Origin of the sequence: Agrobacterium sp. CGMCC 11546 (assembly GCF_013365515.1) — a bacterium.
Lineage (GTDB): Bacteria > Pseudomonadota > Alphaproteobacteria > Rhizobiales > Rhizobiaceae > Agrobacterium > Agrobacterium fabrum.
This window is the reverse complement of record NZ_CP047387.1, coordinates 1950475-1968174: the sequence shown is the minus strand read 5'-3', so window position 1 is coordinate 1968174 and position 17700 is coordinate 1950475. Positions and strand designations below refer to the sequence as shown.

General features: G+C 58.9%; 13 protein-coding genes. 5 read left to right on the top strand and 8 right to left on the bottom strand.

Annotated elements, in window-relative coordinates; genetic code table 11:
- The first annotated feature begins 144 nt into the window (after positions 1-144).
- Positions 145-3918 carry a methionine synthase gene (metH, locus tag GSF67_RS09920; RefSeq protein ID WP_006310514.1) on the top strand — a complete coding sequence of 1258 codons (3774 nt, stop codon included), beginning with the start codon at positions 145-147 and terminating at the stop codon, positions 3916-3918.
- A 72-nt stretch (positions 3919-3990) separates the two neighbouring features.
- Here metH and GSF67_RS09915 read toward each other — a convergent pair whose 3' ends face one another.
- Entirely contained in the window at positions 3991-5322 is a 1332-nt protein-coding gene (locus tag GSF67_RS09915) for an MFS transporter (protein ID WP_006310512.1), read from the bottom strand.
- 78 nt (positions 5323-5400) lie between these two features.
- Positions 5401-6177 (bottom strand): AAA family ATPase, encoded by a 777-nt coding sequence (locus GSF67_RS09910; protein WP_006310510.1) that lies wholly within the window; start codon positions 6175-6177, stop codon positions 5401-5403.
- 375 nt (positions 6178-6552) lie between these two features.
- On the opposite strand from GSF67_RS09910, the gene GSF67_RS09905 reads away from it, so the two are divergent.
- Positions 6553-7152 (top strand): hypothetical protein, encoded by a 600-nt coding sequence (locus GSF67_RS09905; RefSeq protein ID WP_230116181.1) that lies wholly within the window; start codon positions 6553-6555, stop codon positions 7150-7152.
- Between the two features lie 27 nt (positions 7153-7179).
- Here the strand turns inward: GSF67_RS09905 and GSF67_RS09900 are convergent, their stop codons facing one another.
- The 6 genes from GSF67_RS09900 to GSF67_RS09875 all read right to left on the bottom strand — a co-directional run bounded on the left by GSF67_RS09900 (position 7180) and on the right by GSF67_RS09875 (position 13532).
- Complete coding sequence (locus tag GSF67_RS09900) at positions 7180-8223, bottom strand: zinc-dependent alcohol dehydrogenase family protein (protein WP_010972097.1); 1044 nt, start codon at positions 8221-8223, stop codon at positions 7180-7182.
- 94 nt (positions 8224-8317) lie between these two features.
- Entirely contained in the window at positions 8318-9376 is a 1059-nt protein-coding gene (locus tag GSF67_RS09895) for an ABC transporter ATP-binding protein (RefSeq protein ID WP_006310500.1), read from the bottom strand.
- Positions 9377-9389: 13 nt separating this feature from the next.
- Positions 9390-10172, bottom strand: coding sequence for an iron ABC transporter permease (locus GSF67_RS09890; protein WP_006310499.1), 783 nt, complete (start codon positions 10170-10172; stop codon positions 9390-9392).
- On the bottom strand, positions 10169-11053 hold the full coding sequence (locus GSF67_RS09885; RefSeq protein ID WP_006310498.1) for an ABC transporter permease subunit: 885 nt from the start codon (positions 11051-11053) through the stop codon (positions 10169-10171). Before GSF67_RS09885 ends, GSF67_RS09890 begins: the two co-directional genes overlap by 4 nt.
- Before the next feature lie 203 nt (positions 11054-11256).
- On the bottom strand, positions 11257-12363 hold the full coding sequence (locus GSF67_RS09880; RefSeq protein WP_006310497.1) for an ABC transporter substrate-binding protein: 1107 nt from the start codon (positions 12361-12363) through the stop codon (positions 11257-11259).
- Between the two features lie 290 nt (positions 12364-12653).
- Entirely contained in the window at positions 12654-13532 is an 879-nt protein-coding gene (locus tag GSF67_RS09875; RefSeq protein ID WP_010972093.1) for a MurR/RpiR family transcriptional regulator, read from the bottom strand.
- Positions 13533-13704: 172 nt separating this feature from the next.
- Here GSF67_RS09875 and GSF67_RS09870 point away from each other — a divergent pair, with 172 nt between their 5' ends.
- The 3 genes from GSF67_RS09870 to GSF67_RS09860 all read left to right on the top strand — a co-directional run bounded on the left by GSF67_RS09870 (position 13705) and on the right by GSF67_RS09860 (position 17647).
- Entirely contained in the window at positions 13705-14478 is a 774-nt protein-coding gene (locus GSF67_RS09870) for an N-formylglutamate amidohydrolase (protein WP_006310495.1), read from the top strand.
- 224 nt (positions 14479-14702) lie between these two features.
- A complete protein-coding gene (locus GSF67_RS09865) occupies positions 14703-16217 on the top strand; it encodes an amino acid permease (RefSeq protein WP_006310494.1) in 1515 nt (504 codons plus the stop codon).
- 65 nt (positions 16218-16282) lie between these two features.
- Entirely contained in the window at positions 16283-17647 is a 1365-nt protein-coding gene (locus GSF67_RS09860; RefSeq protein ID WP_006310493.1) for a glutamine synthetase family protein, read from the top strand.
- Positions 17648-17700: the final 53 nt, after the last annotated feature.

Here is a 17700-nt window from a genome sequence, read left to right as displayed (position 1 = left end):
AAACCTGTCATCTGTCAGCGATATTTCGTAACGTGATGGAATGGCGCAAAGCCATGCCTGTCCCTTGAAGATATATTGACATAAACATATCTTTATGTGACTTGACTGCTTGCGATCTTGCAAATCGAAATGAGGAGTGTGCCCGTGTTTGACGACCTGTTTGGCCCTGAAGGGGCAAAGCGCGACGGCGCGGAAATTTTCAAGGCGTTGCGCGATGCCGCCAGCGAACGCATCCTCATTCTCGATGGTGCCATGGGCACGCAGATCCAGGGTCTCGGTTTTGACGAGGATCATTTTCGTGGCGACCGTTTTATCGGCTGCGCCTGTCACCAGAAGGGCAATAACGACCTTCTGATCCTGACCCAGCCCGATGCCATCGAGGAAATCCACTATCGCTACGCCATGGCGGGCGCGGATATTCTCGAAACCAACACGTTTTCCTCCACCCGCATCGCGCAGGCCGATTACGAGATGGAGAATGCCGTCTACGACCTCAACCGCGAGGGCGCGGCGATCGTGCGCCGTGCCGCCCAGCGTGCCGAGCGGGAAGATGGCCGCCGCCGTTTCGTGGCCGGTGCCATCGGTCCGACCAACCGCACGGCCTCGATCTCGCCTGACGTCAACAATCCCGGTTACCGCGCCGTCAGTTTCGACGATCTGCGCATTGCCTATGGCGAGCAGATAGATGGCCTGATCGACGGTGGTGCCGATATCATCCTCATCGAGACGATTTTCGATACGCTGAACGCCAAGGCGGCGATCTTTGCCTGCGAGGAACGTTTCGAGGCTAAGGGCATCCGCCTGCCGGTCATGATCTCAGGCACGATCACCGACCTTTCCGGCCGCACGCTGTCCGGCCAGACGCCTTCGGCGTTCTGGAACTCGGTGCGCCACGCCAACCCCTTCACCATCGGCCTCAACTGCGCGCTCGGTGCGGATGCCATGCGCCCGCATCTGCAGGAACTGTCCGATGTGGCCGACACCTTTGTCTGCGCCTATCCTAATGCCGGCTTGCCAAACGAGTTCGGCCAATATGACGAAACGCCCGAGATGATGGCGCGCCAGGTTGAGGGCTTCGTTCGTGACGGTCTCGTCAACATCGTCGGCGGTTGCTGTGGTTCGACGCCGGAACATATCCGGGCGATTGCCGAAGCCGTCAAGAATTACAAGCCGCGCGAAATTCCTGAACACAAGCCGTTCATGTCGCTTTCTGGCCTTGAGCCCTTCGTGCTGACCAAGGACATTCCCTTCGTCAACGTGGGCGAGCGCACCAACGTCACCGGTTCGGCCCGCTTCCGCAAGCTCATCACTGCCGGCGACTATACGGCGGCGCTGGCTGTTGCCCGCGACCAGGTGGAAAACGGCGCGCAGATCATCGACATCAACATGGATGAGGGCCTGATCGATTCGGAAAAGGCGATGGTCGAGTTCCTGAACCTCATCGCCGCCGAGCCTGATATTGCCCGCGTACCTGTCATGATCGACTCATCAAAGTTCGAGATCATCGAGGCCGGCCTGAAATGCGTGCAGGGCAAATCGATCGTCAATTCCATTTCGCTGAAGGAAGGCGAGGAGAAGTTTCTCCAGCAGGCGCGGCTCGTCCACAATTACGGTGCGGCGGTTGTCGTCATGGCCTTTGATGAGGTCGGGCAGGCGGATACCTATCAGCGCAAGGTGGAAATCTGCGCGCGCGCCTACAAGCTTTTGACCGAAAAGGCCGGTCTGTCTCCGGAAGACATCATCTTCGACCCGAATGTGTTTGCGGTAGCTACGGGCATCGAGGAGCACAATAATTACGGCGTGGACTTCATCGAGGCCACCAAGACCATCCGCGAAACCATGCCGCTCACGCATATTTCCGGCGGCGTTTCCAACCTGTCCTTCTCCTTCCGCGGCAACGAGCCGGTGCGTGAGGCGATGCATGCCGTGTTCCTCTACCACGCCATTCAGGCCGGCATGGACATGGGCATCGTCAACGCCGGGCAGCTTGCGGTTTACGACAATATCGATGCGGAACTGCGCGAGGCCTGCGAAGACGTGGTGCTGAACCGCCGCGACGATGCCACGGAGCGGCTGCTGGAGGTCGCGGAGCGTTTCCGTGGTACGGGTGAAAAACAGGCCAAGGTGCAGGACCTTTCCTGGCGCGAGTATCCCGTTGAAAAGCGGCTGGAACATGCGCTGGTCAACGGTATTACCGACTATATCGAGGCCGATACGGAAGAGGCGCGCCAGCAGGCCGCCCGCCCACTGCATGTCATCGAAGGGCCGCTGATGGCCGGTATGAATGTGGTGGGTGACCTGTTCGGTTCCGGCAAGATGTTCCTGCCGCAGGTGGTGAAATCCGCCCGTGTGATGAAACAGGCCGTTGCCGTTCTGCTTCCTTATATGGAAGAGGAAAAGCGCCTGAATGGCGGTTCCGAGCGCAGTGCTGCCGGCAAGGTGCTAATGGCGACCGTGAAGGGCGACGTTCACGATATCGGCAAAAACATCGTCGGCGTCGTGCTGGCCTGCAACAATTACGAGATCATTGATCTCGGCGTGATGGTGCCGACGACGAAAATCCTCGAAACGGCGATCGCCGAAAAGGTGGATGTGATCGGCCTCTCCGGCCTCATCACCCCGTCGCTGGATGAGATGGTGCATGTGGCGGCCGAAATGGAGCGACAGGGTTTCGACATTCCGCTGCTGATCGGCGGTGCGACGACCAGCCGTGTGCATACGGCGGTAAAAATCCATCCGCGTTACGAGCAGGGGCAGGCGATCTATGTCACCGATGCCTCGCGCGCGGTGGGGGTGGTTTCAGCGCTTCTCTCCGAAGAGCAGAAGCCCGCTTATATCGACGGCATCCGAGCCGAATATGCCAAGGTGGCGGAAGCCCATGCCCGCAATGAGCGCGAAAAGCAGCGCCTGCCGCTTTCCCGCGCCCGGGAGAATGCGCACAAGATCGACTGGTCGAGCTACAGCGTTGTCAAGCCGCAGTTCTTCGGCACCAAGGTTTTTGAGACTTATAATCTGGAAGAGCTTTCCCGTTACATCGACTGGACGCCGTTCTTCCAGACCTGGGAATTGAAGGGCCGCTTCCCGGCGATCCTTGAAGACGAAAAGCAGGGCGAGGCGGCGCGGCAGCTTTATGCCGATGCGCAGGCCATGCTTGCGAAGATCATCGAGGAAAAGTGGTTCCGACCACGCGCGGTGATCGGCTTTTGGCCGGCCAATGCCGTGGGTGATGATATCAGGCTGTTCACGGATGAAAGCCGTAACGAAGAGCTGGCGACATTCTTCACCCTGCGTCAGCAGCTTTCCAAGCGCGATGGCCGTCCGAACGTGGCGCTCTCCGATTTCGTCGCGCCCGTCGATAGCGGTGTTGCCGATTATGTCGGCGGTTTCGTGGTGACGGCGGGTATCGAGGAGGTGGCAATTGCCGAGCGTTTCGAGCGGGCCAATGACGATTATTCGTCCATCCTCGTCAAGGCGTTGGCCGACCGTTTTGCCGAAGCCTTTGCCGAGCGTATGCATGAGCGCGTGCGCAAGGAGTTCTGGGGTTATGCGCCCGATGAGGCTCTTGCCGGTGACGATCTGATAGGCGAAGCCTATGCCGGTATCCGCCCGGCACCGGGTTATCCGGCCCAGCCGGACCACACCGAAAAGAAGACGCTGTTTGCCCTGCTGGACGCCACCAATGCGGCGGGTGTGGAATTGACGGAAAGCTATGCCATGTGGCCCGGCTCGTCGGTTTCGGGCCTCTATATCGGCCATCCCGAAAGCTATTATTTCGGCGTTGCCAAGGTGGAGCGGGATCAGGTTCTCGACTATGCGCGCCGCAAGGATATGCCGGTCACAGAGGTGGAGCGCTGGCTCGGGCCGGTGCTCAACTACGTGCCGACCAACGGCGAGGAGAAAATCGACAGCGCTGCGTGATGTTTCACGCATCGCCGGGACAAATAAAAAAGCGCGGGTCTTGCCCGCGCTTTTTTGTGTTTTCTGTTGAGCTTACGACCGCAATGCCGCCAGCTCCTCAATGCCGACATGGCTTTCTACCTCGCTGCCGCGCAGATGGAGGTAGAGGCCGATCGCGAAGGCGAGGACGGCGATGAAGACCAGATACCAGGCGTGGGCCATCGGATTGATGGCAAGCGCCGTCGTTACGCCGATCGGTGTTAGCCCGCCGAAGACGGCATAAGAGACGTTGTAGGCGAAGGAGAGGCCGGAGAAGCGGACCGATGCCGGGAAGGCGCGCACCATGACATAGGGCACGGCGCCAGCCATGCCGACCGAAAGGCCCATCACGCCATAAAGCACGAACATGGTCTGAAGCGAGGTGCCGGCATAGCTGTAGAAGGTGAAGGTGGCGATGCCGAAGAAGATACTGGCGCCCATGAAGAAGATGCCGGAGCCGATGCGGTCGATCAGCGCGCCGGCGATGATGACGCCGAAGATCAGGAACAGTGTGCCGAAGCTGGTACCGGCTAAGGCCTGCGTCGGGGTGTAACCGTAGAGCTTCTGCAGGAAGGTGGCCGTCATCAGCGTGGTGACGACGATGGCCGCCGATAGAACCCAGGTCAGCAGGGCGGAAATGATCACGCCACGCCTGTGATGCTTCAGCACGAGGCCAAGCGGCAGCTTGTCCGTGAGTGACTTCGACTTCTTCATCTCCATGAAGATCGGCGTCTCTTCCAGCCAACGGCGCAGATAGACGGCGATGAGGCCGAAAACGCCGCCAAGCAGGAACGGGATGCGCCAGGCGTAGCCGGCCACGTCTTCCGGCGTGAAGAGCGAGTTGATCGCAAAGGCGATCAGAGATCCCAACATGATGCCGAACGAAAGCCCGGATGTGAGGAAACCGCAGGCGAGGCCAACGCGGCGGAAGGGCACATGTTCGGCAACGAAGGTCCACGCCCCCGGCACCTCACCGCCAATGGCAGCGCCCTGCAGCATGCGCAGGATGATGAGCAGGATCGGGGCCGCCACGCCGATGGTGGCATAGGTCGGCATCAGCGCCATGCCGAGTGTGGAGAGCGCCATCAGGAGGATGGAGAAGGCGAAGACGCGCTTGCGTCCATACCGGTCGCCATAATGGGCGAGCACGATGCCGCCCAGCGGCCGCACCAGATAACCGGCGGCGAAGATGCCGAAGGTCTGAATCATCACCAGCCAGTCCGGCATTTCCGGCGGGAAAAACAGATGGCCGATGACGGTGGCGAAAAATACGAAAATGATGAAGTCGTAAAATTCGAGCGCGCCGCCAAGGGCCGAAAGACCGAGCGTTCTGAAATCCTGGCTGTTGAGGGGACGGGCCGCCGCCGGGGTGGTGGTGGGAGACATAAGCCTGCTTCTTTTCTAAATTACGTATCACTTATGGGAATGCGGCAAGCGCGGCGGGATTTCAAGCCTTATCGATCCTCAATCGTCCAGGTATTTCGACGGACGATCCAGAAAGCGGCGCAGGAAGGCGATGTTTTCCAGTTCGTCATAGAGCCGCTCTGTAATGCCATCCTCATCGAAATAATAAATCGTCGCCTCTGGAATGGCCAAAAGCACGGGTGAGTGGGTGGCAATGATCAATTGCCCGCCGCTATCGGCCGCTTGGCGGATGATTGCCGCCAGTTCCAGCTGCTTTTGCGGCGAAAGTGGGCTTTCCGGTTCGTCGAGAAAATAGAGGCCGGCGCCGTGAAGCCGCCGGTGCATGATATCGAGGAAGCCTTCACCATGTGACCGTCGGTCGAGGCTGTTGTTCCTGACAATCCCGCGAAAGATCTCCGGCGTTTCCTCCGGAAAATCCTCGCCTTTCTTCAGGGCCTTTTCCCGTTCCCAGCGAAAATCGTCCAGCGCATTTTCGTTCTGCCGACGGATATAGCCCAGCACATCTTCGGCGCGCAGAAACATGCGTATCTTCGGATATTTCTTGCGGGCGAAATAGAAGGCCTTCGCCACGGTCTCGGCATGCTGGAGATAGAGGTCACCCTTGACATCGCCATGATTGCCGATGGCATAGGCCGTCATTCCCGCCGCCAGCCCTTCCAGCAATGTCGATTTGCCGGAACCGTTATTGCCGGCAAAAAAGGTGATCGGTGTCTTGAATTCGAGGCGTTCCAGATGGCGCATGGCTGGGACGGAAAAAGGATATTCCTCCCGTCCTTCCGGCTTTTCCTTCATGGCTACGCTGTCGAGAAACAGCATGTCGCAGTCCTTGCCAATATTGATCCTGTTCGGAGATGTTTCGCCCCGGATACCTGTTCGAGGCCCGTGCACCGGGGCGGGTGAGTGTGTCCGGAGCTTAACGCGTCGCGTGGCCCGCGCCAACGGCCCATTCAGTATGCTCCACCGTGTTGAATCTTGTGGTTATTTAGGGAATTATGAAATAATAATTCAGATATTTAAAATCAATACTCTAATTTATTCGGTCTATTCTAAATATATCTGGTATTATTAAAACTATAACTCTGATATAAATGTCAGTTTAAGCGAGATATTCTATTAGTTTTTCATTCTTTTTTCTATTTTGAGGATTGGATGAGGTACACAGCGCTATTTTCAGCCGCAGCCTTATTTTCCGTGATATTCGCGAGTGTGGCGGAAGCGCGGAAGGATCGTTTATTCGCCATCTCCGAATCCGGTGGCGGCGAGACGATTGCTCTCGTCTACGATTTGCCGAATACCCCCGCTTTTCTGGCGGAGGGAAACACGCTCGATCTCGGTTTTCTGAACAGCGACAGTGGCAGCGGTTATGTTCTGTATTATGGCGACCGTTATACCAGGCTCAGCGATGCTGATGTTGCGCGATTGAAGTCGAGGCTTGGTTTCGATCCGACGATCCAGCACCGCCTGGAGCGCGCAGCCCGCGAAAAGCAGAATGAGCGCTGGAATCTGGCCATTTTTTTCATCGTGCTGGTGGTCGGCTTTTTTCTGGTCGTCCTTAAGGGTCTGGACGCCGTCCGGTGGTTTTGGCGATTGCTGACAATGCTCGTCGACACTGACAAAGGGCAGGCGGCTGAGCCTCACGATCCACTCAAAGCTCGCAAGAAGCGGCTGGTGAGACCTCAGTACAGCCAGCCTCGGACAGATTCCGTTGCCGCCAGCCCGGCGCCACCGCCGGTGGAGGCCTCACCCCCGACAGGCGGCACGGCCCGGGCTTTCGGGCGCAGGACCAAGTGAAGCGAAACCGAATGGCTGCGACCGGTACTATTCGAACCGGTCGATGATGCTGATGCCGCTCTCCTGGAACCTATCCATTCCGGGCAGGGCGACGGCCGCTTCGGTCAGCGAGATATGGCGGCCAATCAGCTTTTCCGGCGCAAGCCTGCCGCTTTCGATCATGGCCAGCATGTCCTCGTAACGCCATGCCTGCATGCCGTGGCTGCCGTAAATCTCCAGCTCATGGGCGATGACCCGGGCCATGGGAATGGCCGGCATGGCATGGTCGGCCAGCATCAGCCCCACCTGCACATGGCGTCCGCGCCGGCGCAGGTTGCTGATGGAATTGCAGCAGGTCTGCGGATGGCCAAGCGCATCCACCGACACATGCGCGCCGCCACCGGTGATGTCGCGGACCGCTTCGGCGACATCGGCAACGGAGCGGCTGTTGATGGTTGCGGTTGCACCCAGTTGCCGGGCGAGTTCGAGCTTGTCTTCGGCAATATCGATGGCGACGACCTGTGCGCCGAGGCCGGCGCCGATCATGATGGCGGAGAGACCGACACCGCCGCAGCCATGGACCGCCAGCCATTCGCCGCCCTTCAGGCGTCCCTGATCCGTCACCGCCCGGAAGGAGGTGGCGAAACGGCAACCGAGGCCGGCGGCGGTGGCGTAACTCATCGATTCCGGCAGGTGCACGAGGTTCTGATCGGCATAGTCGATGGCGACATATTCGGCGAAGGAACCCCAATGGGTGAAGCCGGGCTGGAACTGCGTTTCGCAGACCTGCTGATTGCCGGAGCGGCATTCATGGCAATGGCCGCAGCCGGAGACGAAAGGCACGGTAACGCGATCACCCGTCTTGAAGCGGGTGACGTTTCTGCCGACTGCGGAGATGACGCCGGCGAACTCGTGGCCGGGCACATGCGGCAGACGGATATCCGTGTCATGTCCCATCCAGCCATGCCAGTCGCTGCGGCAGAGGCCGGTTGCCTTCACCGCAATCACCACGCCGCCATCGCTCGGTGCCGGATCAGGCAGGGACGCGACTACAGGGGTCTCGCCGAATCGTTCGTAATAAAGCGCGCGCATCATGGCCTCATCATTGGTCCGCAGGTTCAATCCGAACCTGCTCTAGAGCATTTTCAGCAAAAGTGCGAAGCCGTTTTATGTCAGGAGAAGCGCTTCAGTCCTTGATGAGCATCAGGTCGCCGGCAGCGAATTTCAGTGTCACCTGCTCACCGACAGCGGGCGGCGCTGTGCCGGGATCGTTGAACATGTCGAAGGACAGCGTCGAACCGCCCAGATCAAGGCGGGTGCGGATGACGGAGCCGAGGAACTGGCTGGAGGTGACGAGGCCGGAAATGGCAACATCGCCTTTCGCATCGCTGCCGAGGGAACCTGCTTCCGGGCGAAGCGCCAGCGTGATTTTTTCGCCATTCGCTGCATCGACCGGCTTGGGCAGGGTGATCTGCTGCTCTCCGACACGGATGGTGTTGGATGAGGAATCCACCACGGTGGCGTCGATGAGGTTCAACGTGCCGACGAAGGACGCGACGAAGCGCGTGGCGGGTTTGTTGTAGATATCGAAGGGCGAACCGATCTGGTCGGCACGGCCGCCATTCATCACGACGATGCGGTCGGATATCGACAGGGCCTCTTCCTGATCGTGGGTCACGAAAATGGTGGTGATGCCGAGTTTCTGCTGGATCTGGCGGATTTCCTCACGCAGCGAGACGCGGATCTTGGCGTCGAGCGCGGAGAGCGGCTCGTCCAGCAGAAGCACTTCCGGTTTCGGGGCGAGCGCGCGGGCGAGCGCCACGCGCTGCTGCTGGCCACCCGACATCTGATAGGGATAACGGTCCGCCAGATGTTCCAGATGGATGAGCTGGAGCATTTCCTTCACGCGGGCGTCGATCTCGGCTTTTGGTTTGCCGGCGACTTTCAGACCGAAGGCGACGTTTTCATAGACATTCATGTTCGGGAACAGCGCATAGGCCTGGAACACCATGCCGATATTACGCTGGTTCGGTCTGAGCGTCGTCTGGTCCTTGCCGTTGATGACGATCGATCCGCCGGTCGGGATTTCGAAACCGGCGATCATGCGCAGCACGGTGGTCTTGCCGCAGCCCGATGGCCCGAGAAAGGAGACGAATTCGCCCTTTTCAATGGCCATGTTGAAATCATGCACGACCTGCACGGAGCCGAAGGATTTCTTGATGTTGCTAAGTGTCAAAAAGCTCATGAAAATCTTGTCCTCAGGCCTTGGGAGGCGCGCCCTTCTGATAACGGGAAACGAGTTGGATCAGACCAAGGCAACCCCAGGTGATGCCGAAGGAAATCACGGCAAGCGCTGCCGGTTCATAGGCGCGGTTGGCGCCAAGCAGCTGCATGTAGGGGCCAAAGGCCGGGCGGTTCAAAAGGGCCGCCATGGTGAATTCACCGATGACGATGGCGAAGGTCAAGAACGCACCCGAAAGCACGGCGACCAGTACATTGGGCAGGATGATGCGCGACAGGATGGTCGTCCAGCCCGCGCCAAGGCTCTGCGCCGCTTCCGTCAGCGTCGAGACGTCGATGGTTCTAAGACCCGTGTCGACGGCGCGGTACATGTAGGGCAGGGCAAGCGTGGCATAACCGAACATCAAAAGCAGGTTAGTGCCGAAGGTCGTGCCGGTCAGCGGTAGCCAGCTCGAGGTGTTGTAGAGCCTGATATAACCGAAGACTATGACGATGGCCGGAATGACCAGCGGCAGCAGCGTGATGAATTCGATATAGGGGCGCAGGCCCGGCAGTTTCAGACGCACCCAATAGGCTGTCGGCACCACCAGAAGAACCCCGAAAACGATGGTGAACAGCGCCATCACCACCGAATAGCTGAAGGTTTCCTGAAAGCGCGGATCGGTGAGCACCTTGCCATAGGCGTCGAAGGAATATTCGCCGCGCCGCATCTTCAGTGAAAAGTTGGTCATGCCGATTAGCGGCAGAGCGAAATAAAGGAGGCCGAATGTCAGCGCGCCCCAGGCGAAGAAACGCTTCATTTCAGCCACCTTTCGCTGCGGGCGCGCAGCCAGATGTAAAGTGCATTAGCGATGCCGGTCAGGACGATCATGCCGAAGGCGAGGGCGTAACCGAGATGCGGATTGCCGAGAACGTCGCCGCGGATTTGCGCGAAGAGCAGGATCGGCACGATGTTGAGCGACGAGCCGGTGAGCGCGATCGCGGTGGCCACTGCGCCGAAGGCATTGGCAAACAGCAGCGACATGGTACCAAGCAGCGACGGCAACAGGATCGGGAAAGCCACCATGCGCCAATATTGCAGGCCGGTGGCGCCGAGAATTTCGGCCGCCTCGCGCCATTCACGCTTCAGCCCGTCCAGCGCCGGCGTGATGATGAGGATCATCAGCGGTATCTGGAAGAACAGATAGGTGACCGTCAGGCCCCAGAAGGACAGGATGTTGAAACCGAGGAGCCTCAGATCAATGCCGATCTGCGTCTTCAGGAAGACGGTGAGCAGGCCGACCGGGCCAAGTGTGGCGATGAAGGCGAAGGCGAGCGGCACGCCGGCAAATTGCGAGGCGACACCGGAAAAGGTGAGAAGCGGGCCGCGGATACGTTGCGGCAGGCCACCCAAAACGACGGCTGCGGCCACGGCAAAACCGATCAGGCAGCCCAGCGCCGCGGAGGCGAGGCTGATCTTGATCGAGATCCAGTAGGCAGCAAGGATCGAAGAGGTGAAAAGCCCGGCAATGTTGTCCAGCGTGAAGCTGCCATCCGTTTGCTGAAACGCGCCGATGACGATCTTCATCGTCGGCAGGATCAGGAACAGCATAACAAAGACGGCAAAAGGTACGACGCCTATCCAGTTCAGCGGCAACTTTCTGCCCGCGTCGGATGGTCCGCCGGTGTTGTTTGATGGCATGCCTTGTCCCCAAACGCCGTTTTCAAAACGGTCTGTCTCTAAAGGTCTTTCTCGAGCACATCCGGTTAAAACGGAAACGTCGGACGCGCTCTCTATTTTTGTCTTGCGCATTTTCCGGACGTAAAACCGCGACGCACTTTTACTGGAAATGCTTTTAAAGAAGCACCCCGGCTTTGGATCGGCCGGGGTGCGTTTTCAGCAGTTTACTTCACGTTTGCGCCGACGACTTTGTCCCAGCCGCCGGTGACGGCAGCCTTGTTGGCATCAACTTCCTCGAGTGTCGGGAAGATCGCCTTTTCATAGGCTGCTGCCGGCGGCAGGCTGTCGATCAGTTCCTGCGGAACCTTGCCGGCCTTGACCATGGCGTTGAAGCGGATCGGGTGGCAATAGCCCTTCAGCCAGCCGAGCTGACCGTCGTCCGAATAGAGATGCTCCATCCAGAGCTTTGCAGCATTCGGATGCGGCGCGTAGGCGGAAATGCCCTGAACGTAAACGCCAGCGAGAACGCCCTTTTCAGGCACGACGACTTCGGTCGGCGGGTTGTCGTTCAGCGTCTTCTTCCAGGAAAGGGCGTTATAGTCCCAGGCGACGATGATCGGGGTCGCGCCCTGTGCCAGCGTGCCAGCCTTGCCGATGACCGGAAGGAAGTTACCAGCCTTGTTGAGGTCGGCGAAATACTTCAGGCCAGCCTCACCGGCTTCCTTGCCGGACTTCGCGCCGGTGGAAAGACCGGCGGCGAGAACGCCGAGGATCGCCTGGTTGGAGGCGCGCGGGTCGCCGGCGAGCGCTACCTGACCGGAATATTCCGGCTTCAGCAGGTCGGCCCAATCCTTCGGCACGTTCTTGACGAGGTCCTTGTTCACGAACATCGACATGACGCCGTAATAGTCGCCGTACCAGTAACCGTCGGCATCCTTGACGTTGTCAGGGATTTCGGCCCAGGTGGAGACCTTGTAGGGCTGCAGCAGGCCTTCGGCCTTCATCTGCGGTCCAAAGGCGAGACCGACGTCGACAACGTCAGGAGCCTGCGGGCCCTTATTGTCCTTGTTCGCCTTGACCGCTTCCACTTCGTCGGCGGAACCGGCGTCGGGGTTCAGTTCATTGACGGTGATTTCCGGATATTTTGCCTTGAACGCGGCGATCACGTCGCCATAACCGCACCAGTCGTGCGGCAGCGCGACGGTGGTCAGCATGCCTTCCTTCTTGGCGGCAGCGATCAGTTCGGCGCTCGGTTCAGCGGCGGCAATCGCGGCGGAGGCGATGACCAGTGCGGTGGTCGTAGCAAGCAGTCGGCGGCAGTGAGAGATCACTTTTTTCTCCTCTTCGTGTTCTCATATTGCGGACGCTGATACGGAGTCTCGATGAAGCTAATGTGACGGTTGGATTGCAATTTATTTATCCGGATTCCGCCACTTTACACTCGTTTTCCGCCATCATCAGGCTTTTGTGCCTGCAATTGCGGGAGATTCCCCTCGTTATCCGATTGTCCAGATATGTTCCCCAGCTTGGTCTATTATCCTGTTTTATCGTGCTGGTAGCGATTACAGGTATCCAATCAGCGTGCGGCATCCGCGTCAAGTAAGTTGCCGGCTAGATAGTTTCATGTTCTTTCCGGCCTGCGGAACAGCCGTGTCTGTTCGAACAGCCCCTCGAGTGCGTTCATGCGTTCCTTGGTTTCATCCCAGGTGCCGTTCTGCACCGCTTCGATCAGGGCTTCGACCACGAACAGGGTGACGACGGAGGAATCCCACGCCGAGGGCGCCTCGATCCGGACCCGGAAGGTGTGCAGCGCATGGCGCGCCACCGGCGATGTCCATTGGTCGGTGAAGAGGATGATCTGCACACCGTTTGCCTTCGCGACTTCGGCCAACGTCGTCATGTCGTGCTCGTAACGGCGGATGTCGAAAATGACCAGCACGTCGCCGGCGCTCATGTTCAGCATATATTGCGGCCAGGCGCTGGAATTGGACGACATCAGCGTCGTTTTTGGCCGAATCACCTGCATGTGGGTGAAGAAATATTCGGCAATCGCCCCGGTGATGCGCCCGCCGACGAAATAGATGCTGCGTTTGCGGTCCGAGAGCAGCCTTGCCGCATTGTCGAAGACGGCAGTGTCGAGATCACCAAGCGTGTCGCGCAGATTGCCGGTGATGGCGTCGGCGAAGCGGTTGAGAATGTGCAGCCCGGGGGCATTGGTCGCCCAGCGGTCGTGTTTGGCGACCGGGCCTGAGATCGTCGCCTCCAGCTCCTGATGAAGATGCGCCTGGAATTCCGGATAACCCTTATAACCGAGCTTCTGCACCATGCGCGCCACCGTCGGCGTCGAAACGCCGGCGTTTTCGGCGATGGTGGTGATGCTGCCGAGACCCGAAACCGGGTAGTTGCCGAGCAGGCTTTCCGCCAGCCGTTTTTCCGAACGGGTCAGTGCGTCGTAATGGGCATGGATGACATCCGAGACGGTGGCCGTCGTGCTGCGCAAACTTTTCCCCTTCCGGTCTTCTGCCGGTGCATGGCTAAAATAAACATCTGTGCCAGCCATCGAGTCAATGGAAAAATGAAGAGAAAATTTCAAATTCCATTTGACACTCGCGATAATGTGAAGAATTCTTTTCGTCATTGGCGGGATAGCGGGTTTCCGGGCGGGGTCGTGCATGACGGTGCGTTCACGGTTTTTCACAGAAGCGGAGGGGCAGGCTGTCGGCGTGGAGAATGCGGCGGCGAAGGGCGATGTTCTTCTTGTCTGTGAACATGCCTCCGCCACCATTCCGCAGAAATACGGCACATTGGGTCTTTCGGCGGATGTGCTTTCAAGCCATGCGGCCTGGGATCCGGGTGCTATTGCCGTTGCCCGTCTGCTATCTGAAAAATTCGACGCCACGCTCGTCTATCAGCGGTTTTCGCGTCTGGTCTATGATTGCAACCGCCCGCCCGAATCGCCGTCCGCCATGCCGGTGAAGAGCGAGATTTACGATATTCCCGGCAATTTCGATCTCGACGAAGCGGAACGTTTCGCGCGCACGTCGGCGCTTTACGTGCCGTTTCATGACCGCGTGAGCGAGATCATCGCGGAGCGGCAGGCCGCCGGCCGCAAGGTGGTGGTGGTGACCATCCACAGTTTCACGCCGGTTTATCACGGCCGGTTCCGCGAGGTTGAAATCGGCATCCTGCACGATAGCGACAGCCGCCTGGCCGATGCGATGCTGGCGAGTGCCGAAGGGGCCTCGCTGACGGTCAGGCGCAACGATCCTTACGGGCCGGAAGACGGTGTGACACATACGCTGCGGCTGCATGCGCTGCCGGACGGTCTTTTGAATGTCATGATCGAAATCCGCAACGATCTCATCGCCAATGAAGGGGAACAGGCGGCTATTGCCGGTTTCCTCCACGAACTTATGGGGAAAGCGCTCTCATCGATTGAAGAGTGAGGGAGCAAGGGCTGGCCGATGGTGAAGACACCGGGGCCGCCGTCAAAGGAGACTGCCGCCATTCAATAAAGCCGGCCAGAGAAGCCGGAAAGACGCGAAGCGGCAAGGGAACAGCAAGTGCGTGCGGCAGAGCGCGGCAAACATCCGTGTGACGCTGAAAACTGGGGCACAATCGGCCAATAATGGCTGACTGGCTTGTTTTTTTCTTATCAGGAGAGAAGGGCATGGACAGTTCATCATCGGGCGTCAGCTACAAGAAGGCTGATGCATCCTATTTCGAAAAACGCGGACTTTCCCGTTATGCGGGGGTATGGTCGCTCTGGGCACTCGGCGTCGGAGCGGTTATTTCAGGGCATTTCTCCGGATGGAATTTCGGCTTTTCCACCGGCGGCTGGGGCGGCATGCTGGTGGCGGGCATCATCATCGCCATCATGTATCTCGGGCTGACATTCTCGATTGCCGAAATGAGCCCGGCTCTGCCGCACACGGGCGCGGCCTATTCCTTCGCCCGCACGGCCATGGGCCCGTGGGGCGGTTTCGTCACCGGACTTTGCGAGAATGTCGAATATGTGCTGACGCCGGCGGTCGTCGTCACCTTCATTACCGCTTATGTGAATTCCATTCTCGGCCTTGATCCAGCCTATTCGCCCTTCGTGTGGATCGTGTTTTATGCGATTTTCCTTGCGCTCAACGTCTTCGGGCTGGAGCTTTCCTTCAAGGTCACGCTGGTCATCACGCTGATTTCGCTTGCCGTTCTGGTGTTCTTCTGGATCAGCGCCATTCCGAATATCGATTTTTCGCGTTTCGCGCTCAATATTGGCGTCGGACCGGACGGCAAGGCTGTGGAACTGCCGGAAGGCGGCGGCTCCTTCTTCCCCTTTGGTTTCTCGGGCGTTCTTGCCACGCTGCCTTTCGCGGTGTGGCTGTTCCTCGCCATCGAGCAGCTGCCGCTGGCGGCTGAAGAATCGGTGGATCCCAAGCGCGACATGCCGAAGGGCATCATTCTCGGCATGGTCACGCTGATGGTCTCGGCCTTCATGATCGTGCTGCTCAACCCGTCCCTGCCGGGCGTCGGCGCCTTCCATCTCAGCTCCTCGCTGGAACCGCTGCTGGATGGCTTCAAGGCGATCTATGGCGATGGCGGCGTGGTGCTGCTCGGTCTCGTGGCGCTCACGGGCCTGATCGCCAGCTTCCACACGATCCTCTATGCGCAGGGCCGCCAGATCTATTCGTTGTCGCGTGCGGGTTACTTCCCGACCGTGCTGTCCATCACCCACTCGAAATACCGCACGCCATACGTGGCCAATATTACCGGCGCCATAGTCGGGCTCGCGGTCATGCTGGTCATCTGGTTCTCGCTGGGTGCGGAACAGGGCGGCAGCATCATCGGCAGCGTGCTTTTGAATATGGCCGTGTTCGGCGCCATGTTCTCCTACATCATGCAGGCGATTTCCTTCATTCTGCTGCGTAAGAACCTGCCGAATATCGAGCGGCCGTTCCGTTCGCCTTTCGGCATCCCGGGTGCAGTGCTGACTGTTATCATCGCCATCGTGACGCTGCTCTACCAGATCCAGGATCCGAACTTCACCAAGGGTGTGCTGTGGGTAGCCGTATGGTTTGCGGTTGCCATCGCCTATTTCGCCTTTGTCGGACGCCATCGCCTCATCCTGTCGCCGGAAGAGGAGTTCGCGCTGGAGCACAAGCAGGCTGCCGTTGCGGCAGCGGCTGCAAAGGCCTGACGCTCAAATAAAACGGGCGGCCGTTTCCCGGCCGCCCTGTCTGCGCAATCAAGGGAACGGACAAAATGACGAGCTACACATTCGACGCACTTAAAATGGATGTCGCCGAGGGGCGCATCGACACGGTTCTGGCCTGCCTTGTCGACATGCAGGGGCGTCTGATGGGCAAACGGTTCCAGGCGGAATTCTTCGTTGAAAGCGCCTTTGAGGAAACCCATAGCTGCAACTATGTGCTTGCCACCGACATGGAGATGGAAACCGTTCCTGGTTACAAGTCCTCGAGCTGGGAAAAGGGATATGGCGACTATACGCTGAAGCCCGACCTTTCGACGCTGCGGAAGGTGCCGTGGCTGGAAGGTACGGCGCTGGTTCTGTGCGACGTGCTCGACCATCACACCCATGAAGAAGTGCCGCATTCGCCGCGCGCGCTCCTGAAAAAGCAGGTGGCGCGGCTGGAGGCGATGGGGCTGAAGGCCTATATGGCGACCGAACTAGAATTCTTCCTGTTCGACCAGACCTTCGATGCGGCGCGCGCCAGCGGTTATAAAGACCTCAATCTCGCCAGCGGCTATAATGAGGATTACCATATCTTCCAGACGACCAAGGAAGAGGATGTCATGCGGGCGTTGCGCAAGGGCCTGCAGGGTGCGGGAATTCCGGTCGAGAATTCCAAGGGCGAGGCGTCTCCCGGTCAGGCGGAAATCAATGTGCGTTATGCCGAGGCGCTGACCATGGCTGACCGGCACGCCATCATCAAGAACGCCACCAAGGAGATCGCCTGGTCGAAGGGCAAGGCAGTCACGTTCCTTGCCAAGTGGAACTACAATGCCGCGGGCAGTTCATCGCATATCCACCAGTCGCTCTGGAGCCTGGACGGCAAGCCGGCCTTCCTCGACAAGGATGGCGAACATGGCATGTCGGATGTGATGCGGCATTATGTTGCCGGGCTTCTGGCGCATGCCAGCGACATCACCTATTTCTTGGCGCCATACATCAATTCCTACAAGCGCTTCATGGCTGGCACGTTTGCGCCGACAAAGGCGATCTGGAGCCTCGACAACCGCACGGCAGGATACCGCCTTTGCGGCGCGGAAACCAAGGGCATCCGCATCGAATGCCGTGTCGGCGGGTCCGATCTCAATCCCTATCTCGCCATGGCTGCTCTTCTTGCCGCGGGCATTGACGGTATCGAAAATAAACTCGAACTTGAGCCCGCTTTTGTCGGCGATGCCTATGGCGGTAAAGACGTGCGCGAGATACCCAAGACATTACGCGACGCGACCGCCTTTCTGGATGGATCGAAAATGCTGCGCCAGGCCTTTGGCGACGACGTGGTCGATCACTACGTGCATGCCGCAAGGTGGGAGCAGGACGAATACGACCGCCGCGTGACCGACTGGGAAGTGGCGCGCGGTTTCGAGAGAGCGTGAAACCATGGCGTTGTTGAAATCTCAATCGCATAGTATGTTGTTGCTATTACCTC

Coding starts and splice junctions, on each gene's coding strand:
- GSF67_RS09890 (WP_006310499.1), bottom strand. CDS start 10,172: ATGAAGCGTTTCTTCGCCTGGGGCGCGCTGACATTCGGCCTCCTTTAT.
- GSF67_RS09865 (WP_006310494.1), top strand. CDS start 14,703: ATGGACAGTTCATCATCGGGCGTCAGCTACAAGAAGGCTGATGCATCC.
- GSF67_RS09860 (WP_006310493.1), top strand. CDS start 16,283: ATGACGAGCTACACATTCGACGCACTTAAAATGGATGTCGCCGAGGGG.
- GSF67_RS09900 (WP_010972097.1), bottom strand. CDS start 8,223: ATGCGCGCGCTTTATTACGAACGATTCGGCGAGACCCCTGTAGTCGCG.
- GSF67_RS09915 (WP_006310512.1), bottom strand. CDS start 5,322: ATGTCTCCCACCACCACCCCGGCGGCGGCCCGTCCCCTCAACAGCCAG.
- GSF67_RS09870 (WP_006310495.1), top strand. CDS start 13,705: ATGACGGTGCGTTCACGGTTTTTCACAGAAGCGGAGGGGCAGGCTGTC.
- GSF67_RS09910 (WP_006310510.1), bottom strand. CDS start 6,177: ATGCTGTTTCTCGACAGCGTAGCCATGAAGGAAAAGCCGGAAGGACGG.
- GSF67_RS09885 (WP_006310498.1), bottom strand. CDS start 11,053: ATGCCATCAAACAACACCGGCGGACCATCCGACGCGGGCAGAAAGTTG.
- GSF67_RS09895 (WP_006310500.1), bottom strand. CDS start 9,376: ATGAGCTTTTTGACACTTAGCAACATCAAGAAATCCTTCGGCTCCGTG.